This is a genomic window from Rhodopseudomonas boonkerdii, from assembly GCF_021184025.1.
GTDB lineage: Bacteria > Pseudomonadota > Alphaproteobacteria > Rhizobiales > Xanthobacteraceae > Tardiphaga > Tardiphaga boonkerdii.
On record NZ_CP036537.1, the window covers coordinates 4,621,213 to 4,643,645 of the forward strand.

The 22,433-nt window shown below is 62.4% G+C and carries 19 protein-coding genes and 1 pseudogene; 13 read left to right on the plus strand and 7 right to left on the minus strand.

The window, feature by feature from the left end; translation table 11 throughout:
- Nucleotides 1-6 precede the first annotated feature (6 nt).
- Nucleotides 7-1,221 (minus strand): efflux RND transporter periplasmic adaptor subunit, encoded by a 1,215-nt coding sequence (locus E0H22_RS21210; RefSeq protein WP_233022949.1) that lies wholly within the window; start codon nucleotides 1,219-1,221, stop codon nucleotides 7-9.
- A gap of 763 nt (nucleotides 1,222-1,984) precedes the next feature.
- Between E0H22_RS21210 and E0H22_RS21215 the strand changes: the two genes are divergently transcribed.
- Genes E0H22_RS21215 through E0H22_RS21225 form a run of 3 tightly spaced genes read left to right on the plus strand, consistent with a single transcriptional unit; the run spans nucleotide 1,985 to nucleotide 4,511 of the window.
- The gene (locus E0H22_RS21215; protein ID WP_233022950.1) at nucleotides 1,985-3,001 is read left to right on the plus strand and encodes a flagellar motor protein MotA; all 1,017 of its coding nucleotides are present in this window, start codon (nucleotides 1,985-1,987) and stop codon (nucleotides 2,999-3,001) included.
- A 39-nt stretch (nucleotides 3,002-3,040) separates the two neighbouring features.
- A complete protein-coding gene (locus E0H22_RS21220) occupies nucleotides 3,041-4,072 on the plus strand; it encodes a peptidoglycan -binding protein (protein WP_233022951.1) in 1,032 nt (343 codons plus the stop codon).
- Between the two features lies 1 nt (nucleotide 4,073).
- Nucleotides 4,074-4,511 (plus strand): GNAT family N-acetyltransferase, encoded by a 438-nt coding sequence (locus E0H22_RS21225; protein ID WP_233022952.1) that lies wholly within the window; start codon nucleotides 4,074-4,076, stop codon nucleotides 4,509-4,511.
- A 58-nt stretch (nucleotides 4,512-4,569) separates the two neighbouring features.
- Here E0H22_RS21225 and E0H22_RS21230 read toward each other — a convergent pair.
- Nucleotides 4,570-4,707 (minus strand): annotated as a pseudogene (locus E0H22_RS21230) (IS5/IS1182 family transposase); the annotation flags it as partial.
- A gap of 259 nt (nucleotides 4,708-4,966) precedes the next feature.
- On the opposite strand from E0H22_RS21230, the gene E0H22_RS21235 reads away from it, so the two are divergent.
- From E0H22_RS21235 to E0H22_RS21250, 4 genes are all read left to right on the plus strand, one after another.
- The gene (locus tag E0H22_RS21235; protein ID WP_233022953.1) at nucleotides 4,967-5,575 is read left to right on the plus strand and encodes a TetR/AcrR family transcriptional regulator; all 609 of its coding nucleotides are present in this window, start codon (nucleotides 4,967-4,969) and stop codon (nucleotides 5,573-5,575) included.
- Between the two features lie 300 nt (nucleotides 5,576-5,875).
- A complete protein-coding gene (locus tag E0H22_RS21240) occupies nucleotides 5,876-6,700 on the plus strand; it encodes an oxidoreductase (RefSeq protein WP_233022954.1) in 825 nt (274 codons plus the stop codon).
- Between the two features lie 46 nt (nucleotides 6,701-6,746).
- Entirely contained in the window at nucleotides 6,747-7,595 is an 849-nt protein-coding gene (locus E0H22_RS21245) for an alpha/beta fold hydrolase (protein WP_233022955.1), read from the plus strand.
- 59 nt (nucleotides 7,596-7,654) lie between these two features.
- Complete coding sequence (locus E0H22_RS21250; RefSeq protein WP_233022956.1) at nucleotides 7,655-8,185, plus strand: VOC family protein; 531 nt, start codon at nucleotides 7,655-7,657, stop codon at nucleotides 8,183-8,185.
- Between the two features lie 353 nt (nucleotides 8,186-8,538).
- On the opposite strand, the gene E0H22_RS21255 is transcribed toward E0H22_RS21250, so the two are convergent.
- Nucleotides 8,539-10,398, minus strand: coding sequence for an ABC transporter transmembrane domain-containing protein (locus tag E0H22_RS21255; protein ID WP_233022957.1), 1,860 nt, complete (start codon nucleotides 10,396-10,398; stop codon nucleotides 8,539-8,541).
- 188 nt (nucleotides 10,399-10,586) lie between these two features.
- Between E0H22_RS21255 and rpmE the strand changes: the two genes are divergently transcribed.
- The gene (gene rpmE, locus E0H22_RS21260; protein WP_233022958.1) at nucleotides 10,587-10,814 is read left to right on the plus strand and encodes a 50S ribosomal protein L31; all 228 of its coding nucleotides are present in this window, start codon (nucleotides 10,587-10,589) and stop codon (nucleotides 10,812-10,814) included.
- Between the two features lie 67 nt (nucleotides 10,815-10,881).
- On the opposite strand, the gene E0H22_RS21265 is transcribed toward rpmE, so the two are convergent.
- The 3 genes from E0H22_RS21265 to E0H22_RS21275 form a co-directional block, all read right to left on the minus strand.
- Complete coding sequence (locus tag E0H22_RS21265; protein WP_233022959.1) at nucleotides 10,882-11,964, minus strand: acyltransferase family protein; 1,083 nt, start codon at nucleotides 11,962-11,964, stop codon at nucleotides 10,882-10,884.
- A 210-nt stretch (nucleotides 11,965-12,174) separates the two neighbouring features.
- Nucleotides 12,175-12,684: a protease adaptor protein RcdA gene (gene rcdA, locus E0H22_RS21270; protein ID WP_233022960.1), complete on the minus strand. Its 510-nt coding sequence runs from the start codon at nucleotides 12,682-12,684 to the stop codon at nucleotides 12,175-12,177.
- Nucleotides 12,685-13,213: 529 nt separating this feature from the next.
- Entirely contained in the window at nucleotides 13,214-13,405 is a 192-nt protein-coding gene (locus E0H22_RS21275; RefSeq protein ID WP_233022961.1) for a DUF1192 domain-containing protein, read from the minus strand.
- Nucleotides 13,406-13,514: 109 nt separating this feature from the next.
- On the opposite strand from E0H22_RS21275, the gene E0H22_RS21280 reads away from it, so the two are divergent.
- The 3 genes from E0H22_RS21280 to E0H22_RS21290 all read left to right on the plus strand — a co-directional run bounded on the left by E0H22_RS21280 (nucleotide 13,515) and on the right by E0H22_RS21290 (nucleotide 19,223).
- The gene (locus E0H22_RS21280; protein ID WP_233022962.1) at nucleotides 13,515-14,510 is read left to right on the plus strand and encodes an NAD(P)H-quinone oxidoreductase; all 996 of its coding nucleotides are present in this window, start codon (nucleotides 13,515-13,517) and stop codon (nucleotides 14,508-14,510) included.
- Nucleotides 14,511-14,645: 135 nt separating this feature from the next.
- Nucleotides 14,646-17,525, plus strand: coding sequence for an EAL domain-containing protein (locus E0H22_RS21285; RefSeq protein ID WP_233026465.1), 2,880 nt, complete (start codon nucleotides 14,646-14,648; stop codon nucleotides 17,523-17,525).
- A gap of 114 nt (nucleotides 17,526-17,639) precedes the next feature.
- Complete coding sequence (locus tag E0H22_RS21290; protein WP_233022963.1) at nucleotides 17,640-19,223, plus strand: glycosyltransferase 87 family protein; 1,584 nt, start codon at nucleotides 17,640-17,642, stop codon at nucleotides 19,221-19,223.
- Between the two features lie 2 nt (nucleotides 19,224-19,225).
- Here E0H22_RS21290 and E0H22_RS21295 read toward each other — a convergent pair whose 3' ends face one another.
- Nucleotides 19,226-19,882 carry a YqgE/AlgH family protein gene (locus tag E0H22_RS21295; RefSeq protein ID WP_233026466.1) on the minus strand — a complete coding sequence of 219 codons (657 nt, stop codon included), beginning with the start codon at nucleotides 19,880-19,882 and terminating at the stop codon, nucleotides 19,226-19,228.
- A gap of 183 nt (nucleotides 19,883-20,065) precedes the next feature.
- Between E0H22_RS21295 and E0H22_RS21300 the strand changes: the two genes are divergently transcribed.
- Nucleotides 20,066-20,902 carry a protein-disulfide reductase DsbD domain-containing protein gene (locus E0H22_RS21300; protein ID WP_233022964.1) on the plus strand — a complete coding sequence of 279 codons (837 nt, stop codon included), beginning with the start codon at nucleotides 20,066-20,068 and terminating at the stop codon, nucleotides 20,900-20,902.
- A 130-nt stretch (nucleotides 20,903-21,032) separates the two neighbouring features.
- A complete protein-coding gene (locus E0H22_RS21305) occupies nucleotides 21,033-22,409 on the plus strand; it encodes a flippase (RefSeq protein ID WP_233022965.1) in 1,377 nt (458 codons plus the stop codon).
- Nucleotides 22,410-22,433 lie beyond the last annotated feature (24 nt).

Sequence of the window (22,433 nt, forward strand, 5' to 3'; positions counted from 1 at the left end):
CTCTACTCAGGGCCGCGCTTGCGTCGTCTTCTGGCCATCGCCTGAAAACTGCGCCGCAAGGCTCGGATCGGTCCACTTCACGGTCTTCACCTTGTCGCCGGCGGAGAACTTCTGGAAACCTTCGACGACGATCTGCTCGCCGCCCTTGAGACCTTCCATCACCAGCCACAGACCGTCCTGCACGGCACCGGTCTTCACCGCCTGCACGGCGACATGGCCGTCGCTCTTCACCACGAACACCTCGGCGCCACCGCCGCCATTGCGCTGGACCGCCTGCTGCGGAACTGCGATGGCGTCGGTGTCAATGCCCTGCTCGATCTGCACGCGGACATACATGCCCGGCAGCAGCTCACGGTTCGGATTCGGGAACTCGCCGCGCAGCGTCACCTGCCCGGTGAAGGTATCGACCTTGGCCTCCGAGAACAGCAGCTTGCCGACCAGCGGATAGATCGAGCCATCGTCGAACACGAGACGCACCTTGGCGGCATCCGGCGCGATGCGCTCGAGATCGCCGGTCTCGAAAGCACGGCGCAGCGAGTTCAGCTCCGACACCGACTGGGTGAAGTCGGCATAAATCGGGTCGAGCTGCTGGATGGTGGCGAGGTTGGTGGTGTCGTTCTGGGCGATCAGCGTGCCTTCGGTCACCAGCGCGGCGCCGACAATGCCGTCGATGGGCGCGCGAATCGTCGCATAGTCGAGATTGAGACGGGCGCGGGCGACGTCAGCCTTGCGCGCGGCGATCTCAGCTTCAGCCTGGCGCTGGGCGCCGATGGCGCGCTCGCCTTCGGCCTCGGACACGGCCTTCTGCTGCGCGAGGCCGGAGATACGCTTCGCCTGCAGCGTCGCGAGGTCATGGGCCGCTTCGGCCTTGTGCAGCGACGCCTTGGCCGCCTGCAATTCCACTTCGAACGGCTTGGGATCGATCCGGTAAAGCGTGTCGCCGGCCTTCACCTCGGTGCCCTGATGAAAGGCGCGCTCGATGATGATGCCGGACACGCGCGAACGCACATCGGCGACGCGCGTGGGCGCGATACGGCCCGGCAGTTCGCGGACGATGGCGCGGGCCTGCTGCCTGACAGTGACGACGCTCACCTCAGGCGCCGGATCTTCTGCCGGCGCCGCCGCGACTGCATCCTTCGGTTCGTTGCATCCCGCCAGCACAGGCGCCAGCCCTGCCAGCAGAAGCGCGAAGCCTGCAGCACGTGCATTGATGATCGTCATCGATTTCGATTTCCCAATTTGCAATTCGAACAAGCATCGACGGCTGCGAGGGTCATCAACGCATCTCACGTGCAGCCGGATTTATCGAACGTGATGGGGGCAAAATAAAAACCGCCCTGTTGCGCCGCAACGTATATCGAGGCGGCGCATTGCCACACGGAGTATCGCATTGAAAACAAAACAACATTCCGGCTTCACGCGAACGTGACGCCGATGGAACCCTTACCGTCCGGTTAACCGCGGTGATGCGGTAGTGATCGACGCCCATCGCTGCCATCGATGCATTCGAACCGGTGCCACGCCGCGCGAAGAAACCAACGCCAGCACCACCTCCCCAACGCGATAGGACATCCGATCGAACAAACAGGCTCCGGCGCGACGCATGAGAATGCATGAGGACGCGGCCGTCGGCGCCAGCCAACGGGCATCCGCGCGTCGTCCACTCTCGCCCGCTCATCATGCGTTCGAACATCTCCACCGAAGCGATACGACTCAACGATACGCCCCCTTCGAGTCCAAACGCGCGGACAAGATGACGACCAGTGACGTCATCAACCCATGCCGTGCATCGAACGGCTGATCGCAACCGGGCGTTCGTAAAGGGCTCACCGCAAAGGTCTTGCAATCATCGAGTCATCAAACGCGATTTCACCCGAAAGTTCCGAACAGCGTCGTCAATTCCGCAGTATCCGAGCTTTTCTTGTCGCCCGGCTGTGCCATATTGCTCGCCTGACCTTGATCCTCCCAAGCAGATGAAGCACCCATGGCGACCACCCCCTCTTCCCGCTCCGCGATAGAGATCGAACTGACCAAGCTGTCGTCGCCGCGGATCTTCCTGGTCCGCATGCTGGTGTTTCTGGTGCTGTGCGGACTGATCGGCACCGTGCTCTACAAGCAGATCGTCACGGCGTTCTTCGCCAATCCCGGGCTCAACGCCCTGATCGGCGGCGTCTTGTTGATCGGCATCATCCTGTCGTTTCGCCAGGTGATCCGGCTCTATCCCGAGGTGCGCTGGGTCAACAATTTCCGCATCTCCGATCCCGGCCTCGCCATGGACCGGCGGCCGACGCTGCTGGCGCCGATGGCCGCAATCCTCGGCGGCGAGCGCTCCGGCCGCATGTCGATCTCCCAGCAGACCATGCGGCATCTGCTCGATTCCATCGCCACGCGCCTCGACGAGGCCCGCGACATTTCGCGCTACATGACGGGCCTCTTGGTCTTTCTCGGCCTGCTCGGCACCTTCTGGGGCCTGATCGAGACCGTAGGCTCGGTGGGCAAGGTCATCGAGGGATTGAAGGTCGGCGGCGATTCGGGCTCGCTGTTCGACACGCTGAAGGAAGGGCTTGCCGCACCGCTCGGCGGCATGGGCATTTCATTCTCGTCCTCGCTGTTCGGTCTCGCCGGCTCGCTGATCCTCGGCTTCCTCGACCTTCAATCGAGCCAGGCGCAGAACCGCTTCTACACCGACCTCGAAGACTGGCTCGCCTCTACCGTGTCGGAATATTCCAGCTCTCCCGTCGCCGCTGCCGCCACGCTGCCGTCCGGCGCCCCTCCGGAGCTGCTGGAGGCCATCGAGCGGCTGCGCCGCTCTGTCGAGGACAGCGGCAATCGCAACACTTCCACCGCCATGGCGAATCTTGCCGATGCCATCCAGGGCCTCGTCGCGCATATGCGCAGCGAACAGGAGATGATCCGCGAATGGGCCGATGGCCAGGGCGAGCAGAGCAAAGAGATCAGAAAGCTGCTGGAACGCATCGCGCGCCAACCGGAGAAGAATTAACCGCCCTCGTCTTCGCGCCGTTAGGAAAAGACACAGACCATGGCACTCGCACGCGGTCGACGCAATTCGTCTGAAATGAACTATTGGCCGGGTTTCGTTGATGCCCTGTCCACGCTGGTGCTGTCCATCGTCTTCCTGCTGTCGGTCTTTCTCGTCGTGCAGTTCTTCCTGTCGCAGGAAGTGACAGGAAAGGACAAGGCGATCGACGAGCTGAACGCCAAGCTGGCACAGCTCAGCGACATGCTGTCGCTGGAAAAGCTCGACAAGATCAATCTCGATGAGCAACTGAGCTCGCTGCGTGCCGGCCTCGCCGCAGCGCAGTCCGACCGCGACCGTATCAAGGGCCTGTATGACGGGCTTGCCGGCGCAGGCGCCGATGCACAAGGCCGCAACGCCGAGCTCAACAAGGCGCTCGACTCCGAGAAACAGGTTTCGTCGCGTGCGCTGGCGCAGATCGAGGTGTTGAACCAGCAGATCTCCGCGTTACGCCGCCAGCTCGCCGCGCTGGAAGAAGCGCTCGATGCCTCGGAGAAACGCGACAGGGAATCCCAGGGGCGCATCGCCGATCTCGGCCAGCGCCTGAATGTGGCGCTGGCACAGCGCGTGCAGGAACTGTCGCGCTATCGCTCGGAATTCTTCGGCCGCCTGCGCGCCATTCTCGGCAACCGCCCGGATATCCGCGTGGTCGGCGATCGTTTCGTATTCCAGTCGGAAGTGTTCTTCGATGCCGGCAAGGCCGACCTGCTGCCCGAAGGCCGCGCCGAGCTCGACAAGGTGGCGAGCGCACTGACCGAGCTCGACAAGCAGATCCCGCAGGAAATCAACTGGGTGATGCGCGTCGATGGCCATACCGACTCGCGCCCGATCCTGAACAATCCGCTGTTCAAGACCAACTGGGAGCTATCCGCTGCGCGCGCGATCTCGGTGGTGCAATATCTCGTTTCGCTTGGCGTACCGCCGCAGCGTCTGCTCGCTGCGGGCTTTGCCGAGTTCCAGCCACTGGATGCAGCACAGACGGAGGATGCCTACAGGCGCAACCGCCGCATCGAACTGAAGTTGACCGAACGCTGAGATGGTGACGCTGCGCTCCTATCGCCAAGAAGACGAGAATGCCTCCATCGCGCTTTGGCTGGAGACATGGAAGCTTGCCTATCCCTCGATCGATTTCGACAAGCGGGTCGACTGGTGGCGCGCACGCTGGCGCGACGAACTGGTGCCGGCGGCACGGATCGTGGTGGCCGAGCAGGACGGTGCGATGGCCGGTTTCGTCACCATCGATGCAGCAGGCTACCTCGACCAGCTCGTGGTCGGCCCTGCATATTGGGGCAGCGAAACAGCGCGGCTGCTGATGGACGAAGCCAAGCGCCTCTCGCCAAGCGGTGTGACGCTGAAGGTGAACGCCGACAATGCCCGCGCGATCAGGTTTTACGTGCGCAACGGGTTTGCAAAAACCGGTGACGAAATGAACGCATCGGGCCGAGCCGTCGATATCATGGCGTGGCGGCCATGAACGGCCGTATCGAGGCGGCGTTACACACAGCCCGCCCGCAACGACTCAGGGCGCGGACTCATAACGTGCGGCCAGCCGTGGATGCCAGTCGGACGAAGGCAAGGTAGTTTCCCGCGAGCCTGTCGTAGCGCGTCGCCACCCGACGGTACTGCTCGATCCTGTTGAAGAATCGTTCGACGCGGTTGCGCGCGCGATAGAGGTAAGGCTGAAGCAGATCGGATCGCTTGGGTTGCTTTTCGGCGGGATATTGGCCCAAGCGCTTTCTTCACGGCAAACTCCCCGATCAAGTCCGCGTCATAACCACGGTTCGCAAGCAGCATTGATCCGGATTTGAGACGAGACAGCAGTTCCCCGGCAAGTCGAACGTCGTGCGCCTCGCAGACTCAACGCAAGCCCTCTCGCCCAATTCAATCTTTCTGCTTGCAATTAGGAACCATTCGGTCCATATTGCTTGGATGATGGCTACCAATTCTCAGCTCCCCGTAGGCCGCCCCCGCGAGTTCGATCTCGATGAGGCGATAAGGCGCGCCATGCAGGTCTTCTGGGATCGCGGCTATCACGATACGTCGTTGCCCGACCTCCTTGCCGGAATGGAGCTTTCGAAGGGCAGCTTCTATAAGGCGTTCGGCGATAAGAAATCTGTCTTCCTGCGCGCGCTCAAACTCTATACGGACGACGGCGTGCGAAACGTCCAAGAGGTTCTTCGATCGGATCCTTCGCCGAAGGCGGCAATCCGCAACGCTTTGGTACGGTATGCGGATTTGTCTTCCGGAAGCAAAGGTGTTCGTGGATGTTTCGGTGTATTGACCGCTGCTGAGATGTTGCCGGCAGATCCAGACATCGCAGACCTGATCAAGCGTCTTTTCACCAGGCTTCAAGATCTATTCGCCGCCACGGTCGCGAAAGGGCAAGCTGCCGGCGAAATTAAGAATAGTTGCGACCCTCGTGTCATAGCGCACTTTATCGTCTCTCACGCCCAGGGCATGAGGGTCCTTGGAAAAGTTGGATCACGTCGCGACGAAATGCTGAAAAATGTCGATCTCGTGATGGAGATTGTTTTTTAAAGTTCAATTAGGAACCGATTGGTTCCTAATAAGGTTGTGTCGAAGGTGCGCTTTGCGATCCTAGGAGGCTCAATGTTCGAAGATCTCGCAAGAAAATCGCCGGCCCGACCGCGGCGATGGCTTGAGCTGATCGTGCTTTTGCCGGGCGCGCTTTTGCCGCCACCTTGAAGCTGCCCGCGAGGGGCTCAGTAAAGCTGTCTCCGCCGGCCTCGGGGAAACGCACTGGTCGATGATGGCCGATATGACGGTTCGCGGCGGCGACAGTGTGGCGTCGCCTGAAAACAACTCGGAGAAGAAGTCATGAAAACTTGGCTCATCACAGGCTGCTCAAGCGGTTTCGGCCAGCGGCTCGCGCTCGCTGCGGCACAGCGCGGCGATCGGGTTATCGCGACGGCCCGCAATGTCACGACGATCGAGGAAATGGCCGAACCTTTTGGTAGCAGCATGATCACCTTGCCGCTCGATGTGACGGATGCAGCGGCCGCCAAGGCAGCGGTCGCAAAGACGGTCGAGATCTTTGGCGGGTTCGACGTGCTCGTAAACAATGCCGGCTACGGACTGTTCGGCGCAATCGAGGAAGGCACGCCCGAAGAATATCGGCCGATGTTCGAGGTGAACGTCTTTGGTCTGATCGAAACCACCAGAGCCGCCCTGCCCGTCCTGCGACGCTCGGGCGGAACGATCGTCAACATGTCGTCCGGCGCCGGCATCGCGGGCGGCGGCGGCGGTGGATATTACAATGCCGCCAAGTTTGCCGTGGAAGGGATTTCCGAAGCGCTCGCCGGCGAGCTGCGGCCCTTCGGCATACGCGTGCTGATCGTCGAACCTGGGCCGTTTCGCACTGATTTCCTTGGCCGTTCGATTACGATGGCGGCCAAAGAGATGCCCGAATACGCCGCGAGCTCGCGCAAGCACTATCGCGAAACCAACAACGGGAATCAGGCGGGCGATCCCGACAAGGCGATCGCGGTAATCCTGCAGGCAGTCGACGCCGATGACGCCCCGCTTCACCTGCCACTAGGCCCCATCGCGCACGCGATCGCCGAGCGAAAGCTGGCTGCCTTCCGCAGCGACATCGACGCTTGGCGCGATGTCTCGATCGCCACGGATTTCGATCAGCGCTGAGCGCTCGACATCGGCCTGAACGTCAACATTTGACTAGAGTGCAATCATGATCGCAGCTTTAAAGGGGTTTACCCAGCAGTTGGTGCCGGCGAATGGCATCAAGATCAACGCCGTCACTGGGGGCTCCGGTCCGCCGATCCTTCTGCTTCACGGTTGGCCGGAGACGTGGTGGGAATGGCACGCTGTGATGCCGCTGCTGGCCGAGCACTTCAGCGTCGTGGCGATCGATCTGCGCGGCGCGGGCTTTTCCGACTGCCCGCTGGACGGCTATGACAAGGCGACGATGGCGCGCGACGCGCACGAAGTCATGGTTGCGCTTGGGCATGAGCGCTACGCCGTGTGCGGCCATGACATCGGCGGAATGGTCGCCCTAGCCCAGGCCGTCCTCTATCGGGAGGCAGTTACCCAGTTGGCCGTCCTCGACGTTCCGCTTCCCGGCTGGACCGGATGGGAGGCGACGACCGCAAGGCTCTGGCACTTCAGCTTTCATATGAACCGGGACCTGCCCGAGCGCCTGATTCATGGCTGCGAATACGACTATGTTTCGACCTTCATGGCAGAGCGGTTCTACGATCACAGCACCTTCGATCCGGCTGATATCGAGATCTACGCCAGGGCGATGGCGCTTCCTGGCCGCACCCGTGGCGGCATGGAATGGTACCGCGCCTTCGCTGCCGATCATGCGGCTGCGCTCGCGTACAAGAAGCAACCGCTGGAGGTACCGGTACTTGGCCTGGGTGGGGACCAGCGGTTCGGTGCGCAGATGGTGCCTATGCTCAAGGAGTTCGCCACCAATGTGACAGGCGGCTCGATCGCGCGGTGCAGCCACTATGTCGCGGATGAGCGGCCGGATGAAGTAGCAGCCGCTCTGATCGGTTTCCTCAGAACCAATTGAACTCAGCGCCGGCGCCATCGTGGGCCGAGCGGATCGACTAACTAAGAAAGGAGACTATCATGACCGCACCCGTCATTCGCGGCGTCAATCATATCGGCATCACGGTGCCCGACATCGAAGCAGCAAAGTCGTTCCTGGTGGAAGCTTTCGGCGGTCAGGTGATCTACCAGTCCTTCGGGCCGCAGGATCCGCCGCGGCAGGGACCGGAATTCGAGCGTGCAGTGGGGGCTTACCCTGGGACGGTCGTGCGCGCGCAAGCTATGGTGAAGATCGGGACCGGCCCCGACATCGAATTGTTCGAGATGCACGGACCGGACCAGGCTCAGCCCATCCGGGCGAGCGACTTCGGCATCACGCATTTCGCGCTTTACACCGAGGATATCGACGCGTCAGTCGCGCGCTTCGAGAAGGCGGGCGGAAAGCCGCTCACGGCACCGCGGGCAATCCCCTATGCGACCGAAAAAGGCCCGGGCAACAAGGTCTGCTACTGCCAGATGCCTTGGGGCACAACGATGGAATTCATCACCACACCAGATCGCATGCCCTACCACAATCAGACGGACTTACGGAGGTGGCAAGACGGGGATTGAGACGAGCGGAGAGGGCGCCGGCTTTGAACGCTCGACTGCCGGATGCATGGCCGGCTCGGCGCATGAGCCTGAGACCCAGCGCACTTCCGCTTATGGTCTTTCTCGGAAGTTCGATAACGTCGGGCTTTCCCGTCGCCGTTGGGGAACAAGCGGACATCAGGTGCGCCCGCTCCTAGCAGGAAGTTTTATGAGTACGCATCCTAGCTTTCATACTCGCCTATATCGCCAACCATTTGTCGCCTCACGGTACTGCCTTATCCGTGTCTCGTTTTTTACGAAGTCGTAGAGCGCGAATCATTGTCCACGCGATACGGCGTTCGTCGCGCGACATGTCGGAGTTCTGAGCAGGACGCTCACACCCCGAACTGCAAGCGCGCCAGCCGCGCATACAGCCCGTTGGCGGCGACCAGCGACGCATGCGTGCCCTGCTCGACGATACGGCCCTGGTCCATCACGAGAATACGGTCGCAGGACAGCACGGTGGCGAGGCGATGGGCGATCACCAGCGTAGTGCGGTGCTTCATCAGCTCCTCCAGCGCGGTCTGCACCAGCGTCTCGGATTCCGCATCGAGCGCCGAGGTCGCCTCGTCCAGCAGCAGCAGCGGCGCATCACGCAGGATGGCGCGGGCGATCGCAATGCGCTGGCGCTGGCCGCCGGACAGTGTCACGCCGCGCTCGCCGAGCGGCGCCTCGAAACCACCTGGCAGGCGACGGATGAATTCGGTGGCATGAGCGAGATCGGCGGCACGCTCGACTTCAGCATCCGTCGCATCCGGACGGCCGAAGCGGATATTTTCGCGTGCGGTTGCGGCGAAGACGACGGAGTCCTGCGGCACCAGCGCAATGCGGGCGCGCAGCTCCTGCGGATCGGTGTCGCGGATCGGCACGCCATCGACGAAGATGGCACCGGTCTTCGGATCGTAGAAGCGCAGCAGGAGGTGAAACAGCGTACTCTTGCCGGCACCGGACGGGCCGACAATGGCAACCTTTTCGCCGGCCTTCACTGACAACGAGACCCCAGCGGCAGAGAGAACGCCCGGCCGTGTCGGGTACGCGAAGGAGACATTGTCGAATACGACATCGCCTCGCGCCGGCGCCGGCAGCGCGCGCGGTTTTGCGGGCGCCGTGACGTCCGACTTCACATGCAGGATTTCGAACAGACGCTCGGCGGCGCCCGAAGCCGCGGAAATCTCGCCCCAGACTTCGCTGAGCTGGCCGAGGCTGGATGCCGCGAAGGCCGCGTAGAGCACGAATTGACCGAGCCGGCCCGGCGTCATTTCCCCTACGGAGACGTCATGCGATCCGACCCACAGAATGCCGACCACGCTCGAAAACACGATGAAGATGATGATCGCCGTCAGCACGGCACGGGCGCGTGTGGCGCCGCGCGCCGCGCCATAGGCCTGCTCGACCTCGCCGCCGAACCGGCTGTTGGCGAGACGTTCATTGGTATAGGCCTGCACGGTGCGGATGGCGCCGACCAGCTCGCTGGCATAGGCCGAGGCGCTGGCCAGCGTGTCCTGCGCATTACGCGACAGACGGCGCACCCAGCGGCCGAAAGCGACCAGCGGGATCACGATCAGCGGGATGGCAGCCAGCACGAAGCCCGAGAGTTTCGGACTCGACACCACCATCATGGTGGCGGCGCCGAGAAACAGCACGATGTTGCGCAGCGCGATCGACACCGAGGCACCGACGGCAGACTTGATCTGCGTGGTGTCGGCAGTGAGACGCGACACCAGCTCGCCGGAGCGCGACGTATCGAAGAAGGACGGCGACAGCGCGGTGAGATGCGCAAACACATCGCGGCGGATATCGGCGACGATGCGTTCGCCGATGGTCATCACCAGATAGTAGCGGGCAGCGCTGGCGACGGCGAGCACCACGACGACCGCGATCATCACGCTGAAATAGCTGTTGATCATGGCGATGCCTTCGGGGCTGAAACCGAAGTCGATCATCCGGCGCGCGGCGATGGGCACGATCAAGGTGGTGACGGCGGCGATCAGCAGCGACACCAGCGCGAACAGCGCGCGGCCGCGATAGCGCGCCACATAGGGCGCCAGCATCAGCAGCGGTCGCAGCTTCGCGCGGCTCGGCGCCGGTGGGGCGACCACGGCATCGGCCACTGTGGACTCTTCCAACACGGGCTCGGGCCGTGGAACCGGTGCCGGGGTGCCGCGGGATTGGTCGAGCCGTTCGACTGCACTCATGATCTATAACCGTTCTTGTCGTTACGGCCTCATAGGCCCATGCAGCCGGCGTGGCAAATGACTTAGGTCGAGGGATTTGGGTCCATGACGACAGGTCCTTGTCGAATGGGGCTTCCTGCGATATAGACGCGCCAAATCCGCCATCGAAAACCGTAAGATTCAGGCGCATCCGCGCCGAAGGAACCGTCATGAAAGCCGAAATTCACCCGGATTATCATAACATTACCGTCGTGATGACCGACGGCACCGAGTATCAGACCCGTTCGACCTGGGGTAAGGAAGGCGACAAGCTGAACCTCGATATCGACCCGAAGTCGCACCCGGCCTGGACCGGCGGCACCACCCAGATCCTCGATCGCGGCGGCCGTGTCTCGCGCTTCCAGAAGAAGTTTTCGGGCTTCCTCAAGAAGGACTAAGTTCTTCCGTCTGCCCAGCTTCCAGCCTTTCAAACGCCCCGCTCAGGCGGGGCGTTTGTTTTGGGCGTCAGGTAGCGGAGGCTGTCGGCCGCTTCGGCGCAAACCAGTTCACGATTGCCCGGCGGCCGGGCATTTCCACCAGCCGGTAACTCACCTCCGCCAGCACCCAGATGATGGCGAAGGCCGCCAGCGAGGCGGCCACATAGACCCAGCCGGTCTGGCCGAAATGGCGCCAGGTGCGGATGGCGAAGCTCACGAAGAGCGGGTGGATCAGGTAGATCGAATAGGAGATGATCCCCAGCCGGTAGACCAGCGCGTTGCCAAACAGCAGCTGCGCCATCCGCCCGTCCCGCGACAGTACCGCAACCAACGGAATGTAGAGCAAATACATCAAGCGGTCGCTGGCATCCGCAGCGCCGACCGCAACGATGGCAAGCGGCAGCACGACGACGAGGATATCCTGTGTCGTGGCCGACAAGCGATCGACGATATCGCCGAAGCGGAAGATGACGAGACCGAGCGTGAAGCCGCAGACTGCACGCAGCATCGGATACAGCGAATTGCCGTTGACCACATCGAGCGGCCCGCCCGAACCGCGGCTGGTGATGCTGACCGCATAGATGCCGACGAGCGCAGCGATGACCGCGAGGAGCGCAATCCATCTATGCCTGTTCTGCGTCCACGGCATCAGCAGCGGCAGCAGCAGATAGGAGCCCATTTCCGCACTCGCGGCCCAGGCCACGCCGATGATCGGAAAGATATAGAGCCCCCAGCCCGACAGCATGAACAGATTGCCGAACCAATCCCACGCCGAATACATCTCCAGCTTCTCGCCGGACAGACCGGCAGCGATCTTGGCGATGTAGAGCAGGCCGATGATGAAATAGGCCGGATACAGCCGCGCCACGCGCTTCAGCATGAAATTGGCGAACACCTTGCCGGTGAGGTGCTGGAACGTCTCGCGGTAGTTCAGCGCCATCACATAGCCGGACAGCATGAAGAACATGTCGACCAGCAGATAGCCGTAAGGGATACGGAAGAACGAGCCGGTGCCGCCGGTGGCGAGCTGCACGTCGCCGAAATGATAGACGACGATGACGGCAGCGGCGACACCGCGCACGCCGGTCAAGGCCCTGATATCGTCAGCCATGAAAATGCCCCTGCTTTGCTCGCTCATCTGTAGCGCATGAGCGGCAGGCCGGGGCTAAAATTTAAAAGACATGGGCTTGGCTCAGCCCTCATGGTGAGGAGCGGCCTCAAGGCCGCGTCTCGAACCATGAGCTGTCAGCGCGTCTCACGTCATGGTTCGAGACGGCGCTGCGCGCCTCCTCACCATGAGGGCCGGAGAGTGGACAACGCTTCAGCGTTCGAACGCAGCCCGCAAACGATTGAGTTGCGGCATCAGCGGATTGCCTATCGGCGTCGGTTCGGCGGCCGTGTGAATATTGGCGTCGAGACGGCGCACCTTGGTCTGCAGCGCCATCGAGCGCGCGATCAGAACCTGCAGCTGCTCCGGCAACTTGATCAGCATGTCATCCGGGCTTGGATCGGCAGCGCTGAGCTTGACCTTGGTCTTTTCGCGATTGGCCTGCGACAGCGTCATCTCGCCTTCCTTCACCGCACGATGCAGCAACAGCCAGGAGGCAAGCTGCATGAGACGCGTGGTGAGGCGCATGCTCTCGGTCGCATAGGTCAGGCTGACCGAGCGATCGAGCGCCTTGGCTTCGGTGCGACCGACGCCATCGAGATAGGCGGCCGTCTCTTCCACGAGATCCATGCCCTCGCGGAACAAAGCACCGAAGGCGGCAGAATTGGTCAGCCGCTCGCTGAACTGGACGAGCGCAGGCTCACTCTGCAAACGATCCGTCATGGTTAACGCCTCAGCAATGGATTGCGGCCGCCAGTTCGCGGCCTTTTTATGATGAACAAATCATTGCGCGGGGAATGCCGAGAGTCCAGCGGGGCGAAAATTAAAGAAAAGTTTATGGTTTAAATCGTGGGAAGCACGGTGACGCCAACTCAACAAAAAAAGAGCCGCCGTTGCCGGCGGCTTTGAAGTTGATAACAGGGAGGCGTCAAACAGAGTGGACAGGAGCCACTCGGTGTCCAAACAAGGACAATTTGAGTAATAAGCGAGAAAGCTTAATTGCATGTAAATCTGTGGGGATTTGTTGACTATCGCAGCGTGTGCATATGTACCGAAATGGGACGCTCGCGGATGTGTGATTGATAGTTGGCGCGAAATTCTCCGTCCCTCATTGAGGCTCAGCAGCGCAATTGTGCCGCTGAGCGCCATCTCGAACCGTGAGATGCTGGAGCTCCATCGTCATCCTTCGAGACGCGCGCTTTGCCCGCTTCTCAGGATGAAGGCGGAGGACAGATTCCCCGTCACACAACCATCACGACTTGAAGAACCGGTCCGCCGCATCGCGCGTCGCGCGTTTGAGGTTCATGCTTGACTGCAGACGCTGGATCTCGCCGGTCAGCAACTCGATCCGGGCTGCCAATTCTTCCACAGACAATTGCGAGAGGTCCTGTCCGATCTCGTGACCGACCTGCTTCTTCGGCCGCTCGCCATCATCGATCGCCATGGTCATCTCCGGTAGAAAGCTCGACGCCCGACGTGCCACTGACGGTTGCCAGCGCCCGGCAGGCTCACTAAGCAAGTGAGAGCACCTCATCTCGCCGCAAGGACAAATCATGGAAAAGCTGCCCGCGCAAATGACCGTCGTCGCCATCAGCAAGCCGGGTGGACCCGAGGTGCTGATTCCGGAAACGCGCGACTTGCCGAAGCCCGGCCCGGGCGAGATTCTGGTGAAAGTCGCCGCCGCCGGCGTCAATCGCCCGGATGTGGCGCAGCGGTCCGGCAGCTATCCGCCGCCGCCCGGCGCCAGCGACCTGCCCGGCCTCGAAATCGCCGGTGAAGTGGTTGCGCTCGGTGACGGCGCCACGAAGCACAAGCTCGGCGACAAGGTGATGTCGCTGGTCGCCGGCGGCGGCTATGCGCAATATTGCATCGCGCAGGACGCGCAGGCGATGCCCGTGCCGGAAGGCTTCTCCATGCTGGAAGCCGGCGCCACCGCCGAAACGCTGATGACCGTCTGGCACAATGTGTTCGAGCGCGGCGGCCTCGTCGCCGGCGAGACGCTGCTGATCCATGGCGGCTCCTCAGGCATAGGCACCATGGCGATCCAGCTCGCCAAGGCCTTCGGCGCCAAGGTGATCGTCACCGTTGGCTCACAGGACAAGGCGGATGCCTGCATCAAGCTCGGTGCAGACCATGCGATCAACTACAAGACCGAGGATTTCGTTGAACGGGTCAAGGAGATCACCAAGACCGGCGCCGAGCTGATCCTCGACATGGTCGGCGGCGACTATGTGGAAAAGAACTTCGACGCGGCAGCCGTCGATGGCCGCATCGTTCAGATCGCCGTGCTGAACGGCCCCAAGGCCACCATCAACGCCGCCAAGATCATGGTGAAACGGCTGCATTATACCGGCTCGACCCTGCGCCCGCGGACCAACGAGGCCAAGGCCGCCATGGTCGCCAATATCGAGGCCAAGGTGCTGCCGCTGCTGAAGAGCGGCAAGGTCAAGCCCTTGATGGACAGCACTTTCCCGCTCGAGAAGGCCGCCGAAGCGCACAAGCGCATGGAAACCAGCGCACATATTGGCAAAATTGTGTTGGCGGTTTAGCACGGGAGAACCGCGCCAAAGCCTTGGATTTGTTCCATTTTCGTGTCATTGATCCTGTCTTCGACAATCGACCCGCAGATGACTTGCCTCCGGGCTTCGGCGCGGTCCACGGATTGGTGATCGCGGAACATGACTTTGCGTTTGGTCAGGTGGCTTGCGCCCGTTGCGCTCGGCCTCATGATGATTGTTGCCGCGGGTCCTGCGCGCGCCGTTGATGCCGTGAGTGTCCGCGGCGATGCGCCCGCCATCGATCTCACCGGCGTTCTCGACTTCCAGCACAGCGAGACCGACCGCATCCAGGTGTCCACCGCGCCCGGCACTGACGGCATCGTCCGCCGCATCGAGGTGCGCGGTCGCGAGGGCGGCCAGAACTGGGTGGTGTTCGCGCTGGCTAACAACACCGACGATCAGCTCGACCGCCTGATCGTCGCGCCGCATTACCGCATGGTGAATTCGGGCCTGCTGTGGCCCGATCTCGGCCTCTCGCGCATCGCCACCATCACGCCATCGACCGGCGATCGCCCCGAGCGACAGGACTCAGCCACCGCGGACGTCTTCCGCGTTACGCTCGATCCCGGCTCCGTCATCACCTTCGTCGCCGAACTGCGCACCGACAAGCTGCCGCAGCTCTATCTGTGGGACCCCGAAGCCTACAAGGACAAGGTCAACTCCTTCACGCTGTACCAGGGCATCGTCATCGGCATTTCCGGGCTGTTGGCGCTGGTGCTGACGATCCTGTTCGTGGTGAAGGGCAGCATCATGTTCCCGGCCGCGGCAGCGCTCGCCTGGGCCGTGCTGGTCTATATCGGCGTCGATTTCGGTTTCTGGGGCAAGGTGCTCGACATGTCGTCGGGCGCGGAGCGCGTGTGGCGCGCATCGGGCGAAGCGATCCTGGCGGCGACGCTGCTGGTGTTCCTGTTCGCCTATCTCAATCTCAACCGCTGGCACGTGCGCTATTCGCATATCACGCTGGCCTGGCTGGTGTTCCTCGGCTCGCTCGTCGGTCTCGCGCTGTTCGATCCGGCCGTCGCATCGGGCATTGCGCGCATCTCGCTGGTGCTGATCGCCTTCGCCGGTTTCGGCCTGATCGTCTATCTCTCGACCCACGGCTTCGACCGTGCCGTCTTGCTGATCCCGACCTGGTTCCTGCTGGTCGTGTGGGTGATCGCATCGGGCATGGCGGTGGGCGGTGCCGTGACCAATGACATCGTCGGCCCTGCCCTGCTCGGCGGCCTTGTACTGATCGTGATGCTGATCGGCTTCACGGTGATGCAACACGCTTTCGCCGGCGGCGGCGCCACCAATGGCATCGTCTCGGACGTCGAACGCCGCGCGCTCGCGCTCACCGGCTCGGGCGACCTGATCTGGGACTGGGACGTCTCCGCCGACAAGGTGTTCACCAGCGCCGAGACCGAGGCTCTGCTCGGCCTCAAGCGCGGCACACTGGAAGGCCCGGCCTCCGATTGGCTGGAAATTCTCCACCCGCTCGATCAGGACCGTTTTCGCGCGGCCTTGGACAGTGTGCTCGACCAGCGCCGCGGCCGTCTGGTGCAGGATTTCCGCCTGCGTACGCCTGACGGTCATTTCATGTGGTTCGCGCTGAAGGCACGCCCGGTGGTCGGCTCCGACGGCGAAGTGACCCGGGTGGTCGGCACACTCACCGACGTGACCGAAATCAAGAATGCCGAAGAACGCATGCTGCACGATAGCGTGCATGACAATCTCACCGGGCTGCCGAACCGGAAACTGTTCATCGACCGCCTGACTGCGCTGGCGAATTTCTCAAAGACCTTGCCGACACCGCTACGGCCGACGGTCATGGTGATCGACCTCGACCGCTTCAAACAGGTGAACGACTCGGTCGGCATCGCCGTCGGCGACTCCATCCTGCTGACGCTGGCACGCCGCCTGACTCGCATCCTGAAGCCGCAGGATACGCTGGCTCGTATCGCCGGCGACCAGTTCGGCCTGATCCTGATGTCCGAACAGGACAGCGCCAAGATCACGGCCTTCGCCGAAACCATCCGCAAGACCATCCGCGCGCCGATCGCATTCAACGACCGCGAGATCTTCCTTACCGCATCGATCGGCCTTGCGCTGTCCGATCCGGCCACGCCACTGACGGACGAGCTGATCAAGGATGCCGAGCTTGCGATGTATCATTCCAAACGCATCGGCGGCGACCGCATCGACGTCTACAAGCCGGCCATGCGCGCCCGCAAGACCGACCGCCTGACGCTGGAATCCGAACTGCGCCGCGCCATCGAACGGCAGGAAATCACCATCCTCTATCAGCCGATCGTCCGCCTCGAGGACCGCTCGATCGCCGGCTTCGAGGCGCTGGCGCGCTGGGATCATCCCAAGCTCGGCCGCATGTCTCCGGTGGAATTCATTGCGATCGCGGAAGAGATCGGCCTGATCATCGATCTCGGCATGTTCGTGCTCGACCAGACCGCGCGCCAGCTCGCCATCTGGCAGCGCGCCATGCGCGCCCGCGATCCGATCTTCGCAAGCGTCAACGTCTCGTCCCGCCAGTTGCTGCGTCACGATCTGCTGCACGATATCCGCACCGTACTGTCGCGCTCCTCAGTGGCGCGCGGAACGCTGAAACTGGAACTCACGGAATCACTGGTGATGGAGAATCCGGAACACGCGGCCCAGATGCTGCAGCGTATCCGCGAGCTCGGAACCGGGCTGTCGCTGGATGACTTCGGCACCGGCCATTCCTCGCTGTCCTATCTGCAGCGCTTCCCGTTCGACACGCTGAAGATCGACCAGTCCTTCGTCCGCACCAATGGCCGCGGCGCACGCCCCGTCATTCTGAAATCGATCATCGCCATGGCGCATGACCTCGGCATGCAAGTGGTGGCCGAAGGGGTCGAGACAGACTCGGACGCCGTGGAGCTGTATCAGCTCGGTTGCGAATACGCCCAGGGCTTCGCCTTCGGCGAGCCGATGGATGCCGATGCCGCGATGCGCCTGCTGACGGAAGAACGGCTGGAAGCGGCGAGCTGAGAATCGCCGGCATACGTCAACGCACCATCGCGGTCTCCGTCCCCCCTTAGCAGATCCTTAATGACCCGCGCGTAGTTAGCCTGTCGTCGCATCCCATGGCTGCGGGGGGATTTGGTGACAACCATCGCCGTCGATGAACAACGCCCCATCGCTCTGTCGTCGCAGACGACCCGGCTGCATCCGGCGCTCGTCATCGCCGGCAGCATGGCGCTCGGCGCGGCCTATGCCGGTTATGCCGGCGAGGACGTCAACTGGGATTGGCAGAACTATCACCACTACAATGTCTGGGCGCTGCTGAACGGCCGCTACGACTACGATGTAGTGCCCCCGGGTTTCCAGACCTACTTCAACTCCTACATCTATTTTCCCTGGTACTATCTGCGCGAAACATTGCCGCCGATCGCCGCCGGCATGATCATGGGCGCGGTGCACGGGCTCAATCTGGCACTGATCTACTGGCTGGCACGTCGCCTGCTCGGCAATGCCATGAGCACGCTCGCGATCGCTGCGATCCTGCTACTGGCGGCGTGCGGCCCGATGACGCTCTCGGAAACCGGCACCAGCTTCGCCGATATTCTCACCTCAATTCCGATCATCGCAGGCCTGCTGCTGATGCTCGCGCGCGACGATGTCGAGCCACGGCACTATATCGGCGCCGGCCTTCTTGTCGGCCTCGCACTCGGCCTCAAGCTCACCAATATCGTCTTCGCGCTCGGCCTCGGCGCAGCGGCGCTGGCGACGGTGCGTCCGACCCTGGCGATGATCTATCTCGCCATCGGCGGGGCGATCGGCAGCACGATTGGCGGCGGTGCATGGGGGCTGATGCTGTGGCGCGAATTCGGCAATCCGTTCTTCCCGCTGCTCAATAGCCTGTTCCCGTCGCCGGAAATGCCGGCAACGACGATCCTCGATCGCCAGTTCATCCCGCACGGCATTCTCGATGCGCTGGCCTATCCGTTCTACTGGCTGGCGGGCGACTATCGCAGCTCCGAATTTCCCTTCCGCGATGCGCGCTTCGCGATCCTGATACTGCTGATCCCGATAGCGATCGCCGCGCGCATCAAGGCCAGGCGCCCATTGTTCTCGCGGCGCGAGTGGCAGCTGACCATCTTCTTCATCGTATCCTATGCGGTGTGGCTCGCCCTGTTCGCGATCCACCGCTACATCGTCGCGCTCGAACTGCTCACGGCGCCGCTCATCGTGATCGTATTGCTGCGCTGCCTGGATGCGCTGGGCACGTCACCCGCCGGCCGATTCGCGCAGCTCGCGAGCGTCGCCATCGCCGCGGCGGCAGCGCTCTGGCTGCAGCCCGCCGACTGGTGGCGACGTCCTTGGTCGATGCCGTATCGGCCGGCCATTCCGGCGGAGCTGTCGCAGCCCGCGGCCTATCTGCTGCTCGACAAACCGCTCGCCTTCATGGCGCCGTTCCTGCCCGCCGGCTCGCGCTTCTATCAGGTGGCCGATATCGCACTACCAATCCTGCCCGGCGGCAAATTCGACCGGCGCATGCGCGCCGCGATGACGGAATCGCTGCCGGGCGGCGTGTGGCAGATGCATATCAAGGGGAGGTCGCCACGCAGTGAGGCGCTCGCAACCTACGGGCTAACGGTCGATGACAAGCGGTCATGCGTGGAGATCGAAGGCCCGCAACTGATGACGATGATTGTCGTCTGCCCGTTGGTCCCGGCCACACGCTGACGTCAGGCGTGGCCGGCTTCGGCCGACAATGTTCCCGGCGCCACGCCAATCTTCCGCAATGCGCGCATGTATTTTTCGTCGATATCGGCGCCGAAGATCAGATCGTCGTCGGCCGCGCAATGCAGCCAGCCGTTGCACTGGATCTCGTTTTCAAGCTGGCCCGGCGCCCAGCCGGCATAGCCGAGCGCCAGAATGGCGTGCTTGGGCCCGCCACCATTGGCGATTGCCCGCAGGATGTCCACGGTCGCCGTCAGGCAGATGCCGTCATCGATGGGGAGCGTCGCATCCTGGATGAAGAAATCGCTGGAATGGAGGACGAAGCCGCGGCCGGTTTCCACCGGCCCCCCCTTCAGCACCTTCATGCTTTCGGCGCTTTCCGGAAGTTTGATGTTGTCGGCATCGTCGATGATGTCGAGCTGCGCCAGCAGTTCGGGAAAATCGATGCTTCCGGCCGGACGATTGACGATGATGCCCATGGCGCCTTCGGAAGAATGAGCACACACATAGATCACCGAGCGCGCGAAACGCTCGTCATCCATCACCGGCATCGCGATCAGGAGCTGGCCATCGAGATATCTGCCGGCGTCATCCGAAGCGCCGAACCCGGCTGCACGCGGCTTGGCGGGGCTCTTGCGGCTTCGCTTGCGAGTGGGTTCCATCAGCAAGGCGCTCTCATGTTATCGGTTTATCCTGATCTTGAGGCCATTCGGTGTCAATCGGCCTCGGGTCAATCGCTTTGGATCAATCACTTTGGGAAACGCGCAACAGAACGGCATCACAAGCAGTTCAATAGCTTAAGTTAGGTTTGAAGTTATGACAGGCTACCCCTGTAAGGACGTTCGATGATCGTTTCGGTTCCGCATCACATTGTCGCTGCCTGCGCCGCCGGGCTCTTGCTGGCCTCTGCGGCACATGCGGAAGACGCGTCGCCGTGGCAGACGGACAGTCATTCGCAAATCAGGCTTGTGGCAGGCTCGCGGACCGGCCCTGTCATGCTTGGCGGAATCGCAATCCAGCTGCAGCCGGGCTGGCACACCTATTGGCGCAACCCCGGCGATTCCGGCGTGCCGCCGCGCTTCGACTTCTCGAAATCCGACAATCTCGACAGCGTCACGATCCTCTGGCCCGCGCCGGTGAAATTCGACGACGGCGCCGGCGGCGAATCGCTCGGTTACGAAAAACACGTGTTGCTGCCCATGCGCGTAGTGGCCAAGGATCCCGGCAAGCCGGTGGTCGTGCGCGCGGCCATATCCTATGCGGTATGCGAGAAGATCTGCATTCCGGTGGAGGCGAACGCCGAATTGGCCTTCACCAGCGTTGCTTCGACCGAGGACGGCGCATTGATGGCAGCTCTCGATACCGTCCCGAAACCGGCGAATATCGGCGACAATAATCCGTTCACCGTGCGGGATGTAAAACGTGACGGTAAAAATGTATTGGTCGATGTGACCGCCCCTGACAGCAAGGCAGTCCAGCTCTATGTCGAAGGGCCGACACCTGATTGGGCGCTCCCGATCCCGAAGCTCGACAAACACAGCGCACCGGGCATGAAGCGCTTCAGTTTCGAGCTCGACGGCCTGCCTTCGGGAGCTACGGCAGACGGAGCAGCGCTGAAGCTGACACTGGTCGGCACCGACCGATCCTACGAGTACAATGTGACAGTGCCACCGGCTCCCTGATGGCCGGCATCGCCTCAGCCGGAACGGCCGACGAGCAAGCTGCGGGCCGGGCTGCCACCCGAAATTAACGTCTCCTTGTTATGCGGGGCTCCTGCCGCGCATTTGCTGTTCTGCGGCCGAGGAGCCCGTCGTGGCCGTGATGGAGACCGATCCCGCCCAACCGACGCCGCCTGCCGGGCTCAAGGCCCGCCTCCGCGGCCTGTTCTCGGGCTCCGGCGAAGCCTCGCTGACGCGCCGGCTGGCCGGCACGATCTTCCTGATTCGCGTTATCTCCGCCGGCCTCGCTTACTTCTCGCAGATATTGCTGGCGCGCTGGATGGGCTCGGGCGACTACGGCATCTACGTCTATGTCTGGACCTGGGTTCTGCTGCTCGGCTCGATGCTCGACTTCGGCATCGCGGCGTCAGCGCAAAAGATCATTCCGGAATATCGCCTGAACGGTGATTACGCGCTGCTGCGCGGCTTCTTGTCCGGCAGCCGCTGGATGACCGGCGTCGTGTCCGGCGTCATTGCACTTCTGCTCGCCGGTCTGGTCAAACTGCTGTCGCCCTGGATCGACGCCAACACCATCGTGCCGCTCTATCTCGGCTGCCTGACGCTGCCAGCTTTCGTCGTCGCCAACACCCAGGACGGCATCGCCCGCTCGCATGACTGGATGCGGCTCGGCCTGATGCCGCAATTCATCGTGCGGCAGGGCCTCATCATCGGCTTCACTGCCGGCGCCTTCGCGCTCGGCCTGCAGCTTGGCGCCGTCGTCGCGATGGGCGCGAGCGCCGCCGCCGTGTGGCTCGCGATGATCGGACAGATGATCGTGCTGAATCGCCGGCTTGGTGCGCATGTCGAGACCGGACCGAAGGCGCACGACTATCGCGGCTGGCTGAAGGTTTCGCTGCCGATCCTGCTGGTGGAGAGCTTCTATCTGCTGCTGTCCTACACCGACGTGCTTGTGCTCGAACGCTTCGTATCCTCCGAGGAAGTCGGCGTCTATTTCGCAGTCGTGAAAACGCTCGCGCTGGTGTCGTTCATTCATTACGCGATGTCGGCGACCACGGCGCATCGCTTCACCGAGTATCACACGTCGGGGGACAAGGAACGGCTTGCCGCCTATGTGATGCATTCCATCAAATGGACATTCTGGCCGTCGCTCGCCGCGACGCTGGTTTTGCTCGCATTCGGCAAGCCGTTGCTGTGGCTGTTCGGCCCGCAATTCACCGGCGGTTATGACATCATGTTCATCGCCGCCATCGGACTTGTGGTCCGCGCAGCCATCGGGCCGATGGAACGATTGCTCAACATGCTCGGTCATCAGAATGCCTGCGCAATGGCTTACGCCTCGGCCTTCGTGATGAATTTGGTACTGTGCCTGCTGCTGATCCCGTATTTCGGTGGCCATGGCGCAGCGGCGGCGACATCGATCGCGCTGACGTTCGAGACGGTGCTGCTGTTCTGGATCGTGCGCCAGCGGCTGGGGCTGCATGTGCTGGCATTCGGGAAGCGCTCTTCTTAACCTCTCCCCGTTCTCTACGGGGAG

What these genes read in the sequence shown, in the direction of transcription:
- E0H22_RS21225 (WP_233022952.1), top strand. Translation starts at nt 4,074, where the DNA reads ATGGTGACGCTGCGCTCCTATCGCCAAGAAGACGAGAATGCCTCCATC.
- E0H22_RS21275 (WP_233022961.1), bottom strand. Translation starts at nt 13,405, where the DNA reads ATGGCGATCGATGATGGCGAGCGGCCGAAGAAGCAGGTCGGTCACGAG.
- E0H22_RS21235 (WP_233022953.1), top strand. Translation starts at nt 4,967, where the DNA reads ATGATGGCTACCAATTCTCAGCTCCCCGTAGGCCGCCCCCGCGAGTTC.
- E0H22_RS21220 (WP_233022951.1), top strand. Translation starts at nt 3,041, where the DNA reads ATGGCACTCGCACGCGGTCGACGCAATTCGTCTGAAATGAACTATTGG.
- E0H22_RS21215 (WP_233022950.1), top strand. Translation starts at nt 1,985, where the DNA reads ATGGCGACCACCCCCTCTTCCCGCTCCGCGATAGAGATCGAACTGACC.
- E0H22_RS21280 (WP_233022962.1), top strand. Translation starts at nt 13,515, where the DNA reads ATGGAAAAGCTGCCCGCGCAAATGACCGTCGTCGCCATCAGCAAGCCG.
- rcdA (WP_233022960.1), bottom strand. Translation starts at nt 12,684, where the DNA reads ATGACGGATCGTTTGCAGAGTGAGCCTGCGCTCGTCCAGTTCAGCGAG.
- E0H22_RS21255 (WP_233022957.1), bottom strand. Translation starts at nt 10,398, where the DNA reads ATGAGTGCAGTCGAACGGCTCGACCAATCCCGCGGCACCCCGGCACCG.
- E0H22_RS21240 (WP_233022954.1), top strand. Translation starts at nt 5,876, where the DNA reads ATGAAAACTTGGCTCATCACAGGCTGCTCAAGCGGTTTCGGCCAGCGG.
- E0H22_RS21295 (WP_233026466.1), bottom strand. Translation starts at nt 19,882, where the DNA reads ATGGAACCCACTCGCAAGCGAAGCCGCAAGAGCCCCGCCAAGCCGCGT.
- E0H22_RS21210 (WP_233022949.1), bottom strand. Translation starts at nt 1,221, where the DNA reads ATGACGATCATCAATGCACGTGCTGCAGGCTTCGCGCTTCTGCTGGCA.
- rpmE (WP_233022958.1), top strand. Translation starts at nt 10,587, where the DNA reads ATGAAAGCCGAAATTCACCCGGATTATCATAACATTACCGTCGTGATG.
- E0H22_RS21245 (WP_233022955.1), top strand. Translation starts at nt 6,747, where the DNA reads ATGATCGCAGCTTTAAAGGGGTTTACCCAGCAGTTGGTGCCGGCGAAT.
- E0H22_RS21300 (WP_233022964.1), top strand. Translation starts at nt 20,066, where the DNA reads ATGATCGTTTCGGTTCCGCATCACATTGTCGCTGCCTGCGCCGCCGGG.
- E0H22_RS21250 (WP_233022956.1), top strand. Translation starts at nt 7,655, where the DNA reads ATGACCGCACCCGTCATTCGCGGCGTCAATCATATCGGCATCACGGTG.
- E0H22_RS21265 (WP_233022959.1), bottom strand. Translation starts at nt 11,964, where the DNA reads ATGGCTGACGATATCAGGGCCTTGACCGGCGTGCGCGGTGTCGCCGCT.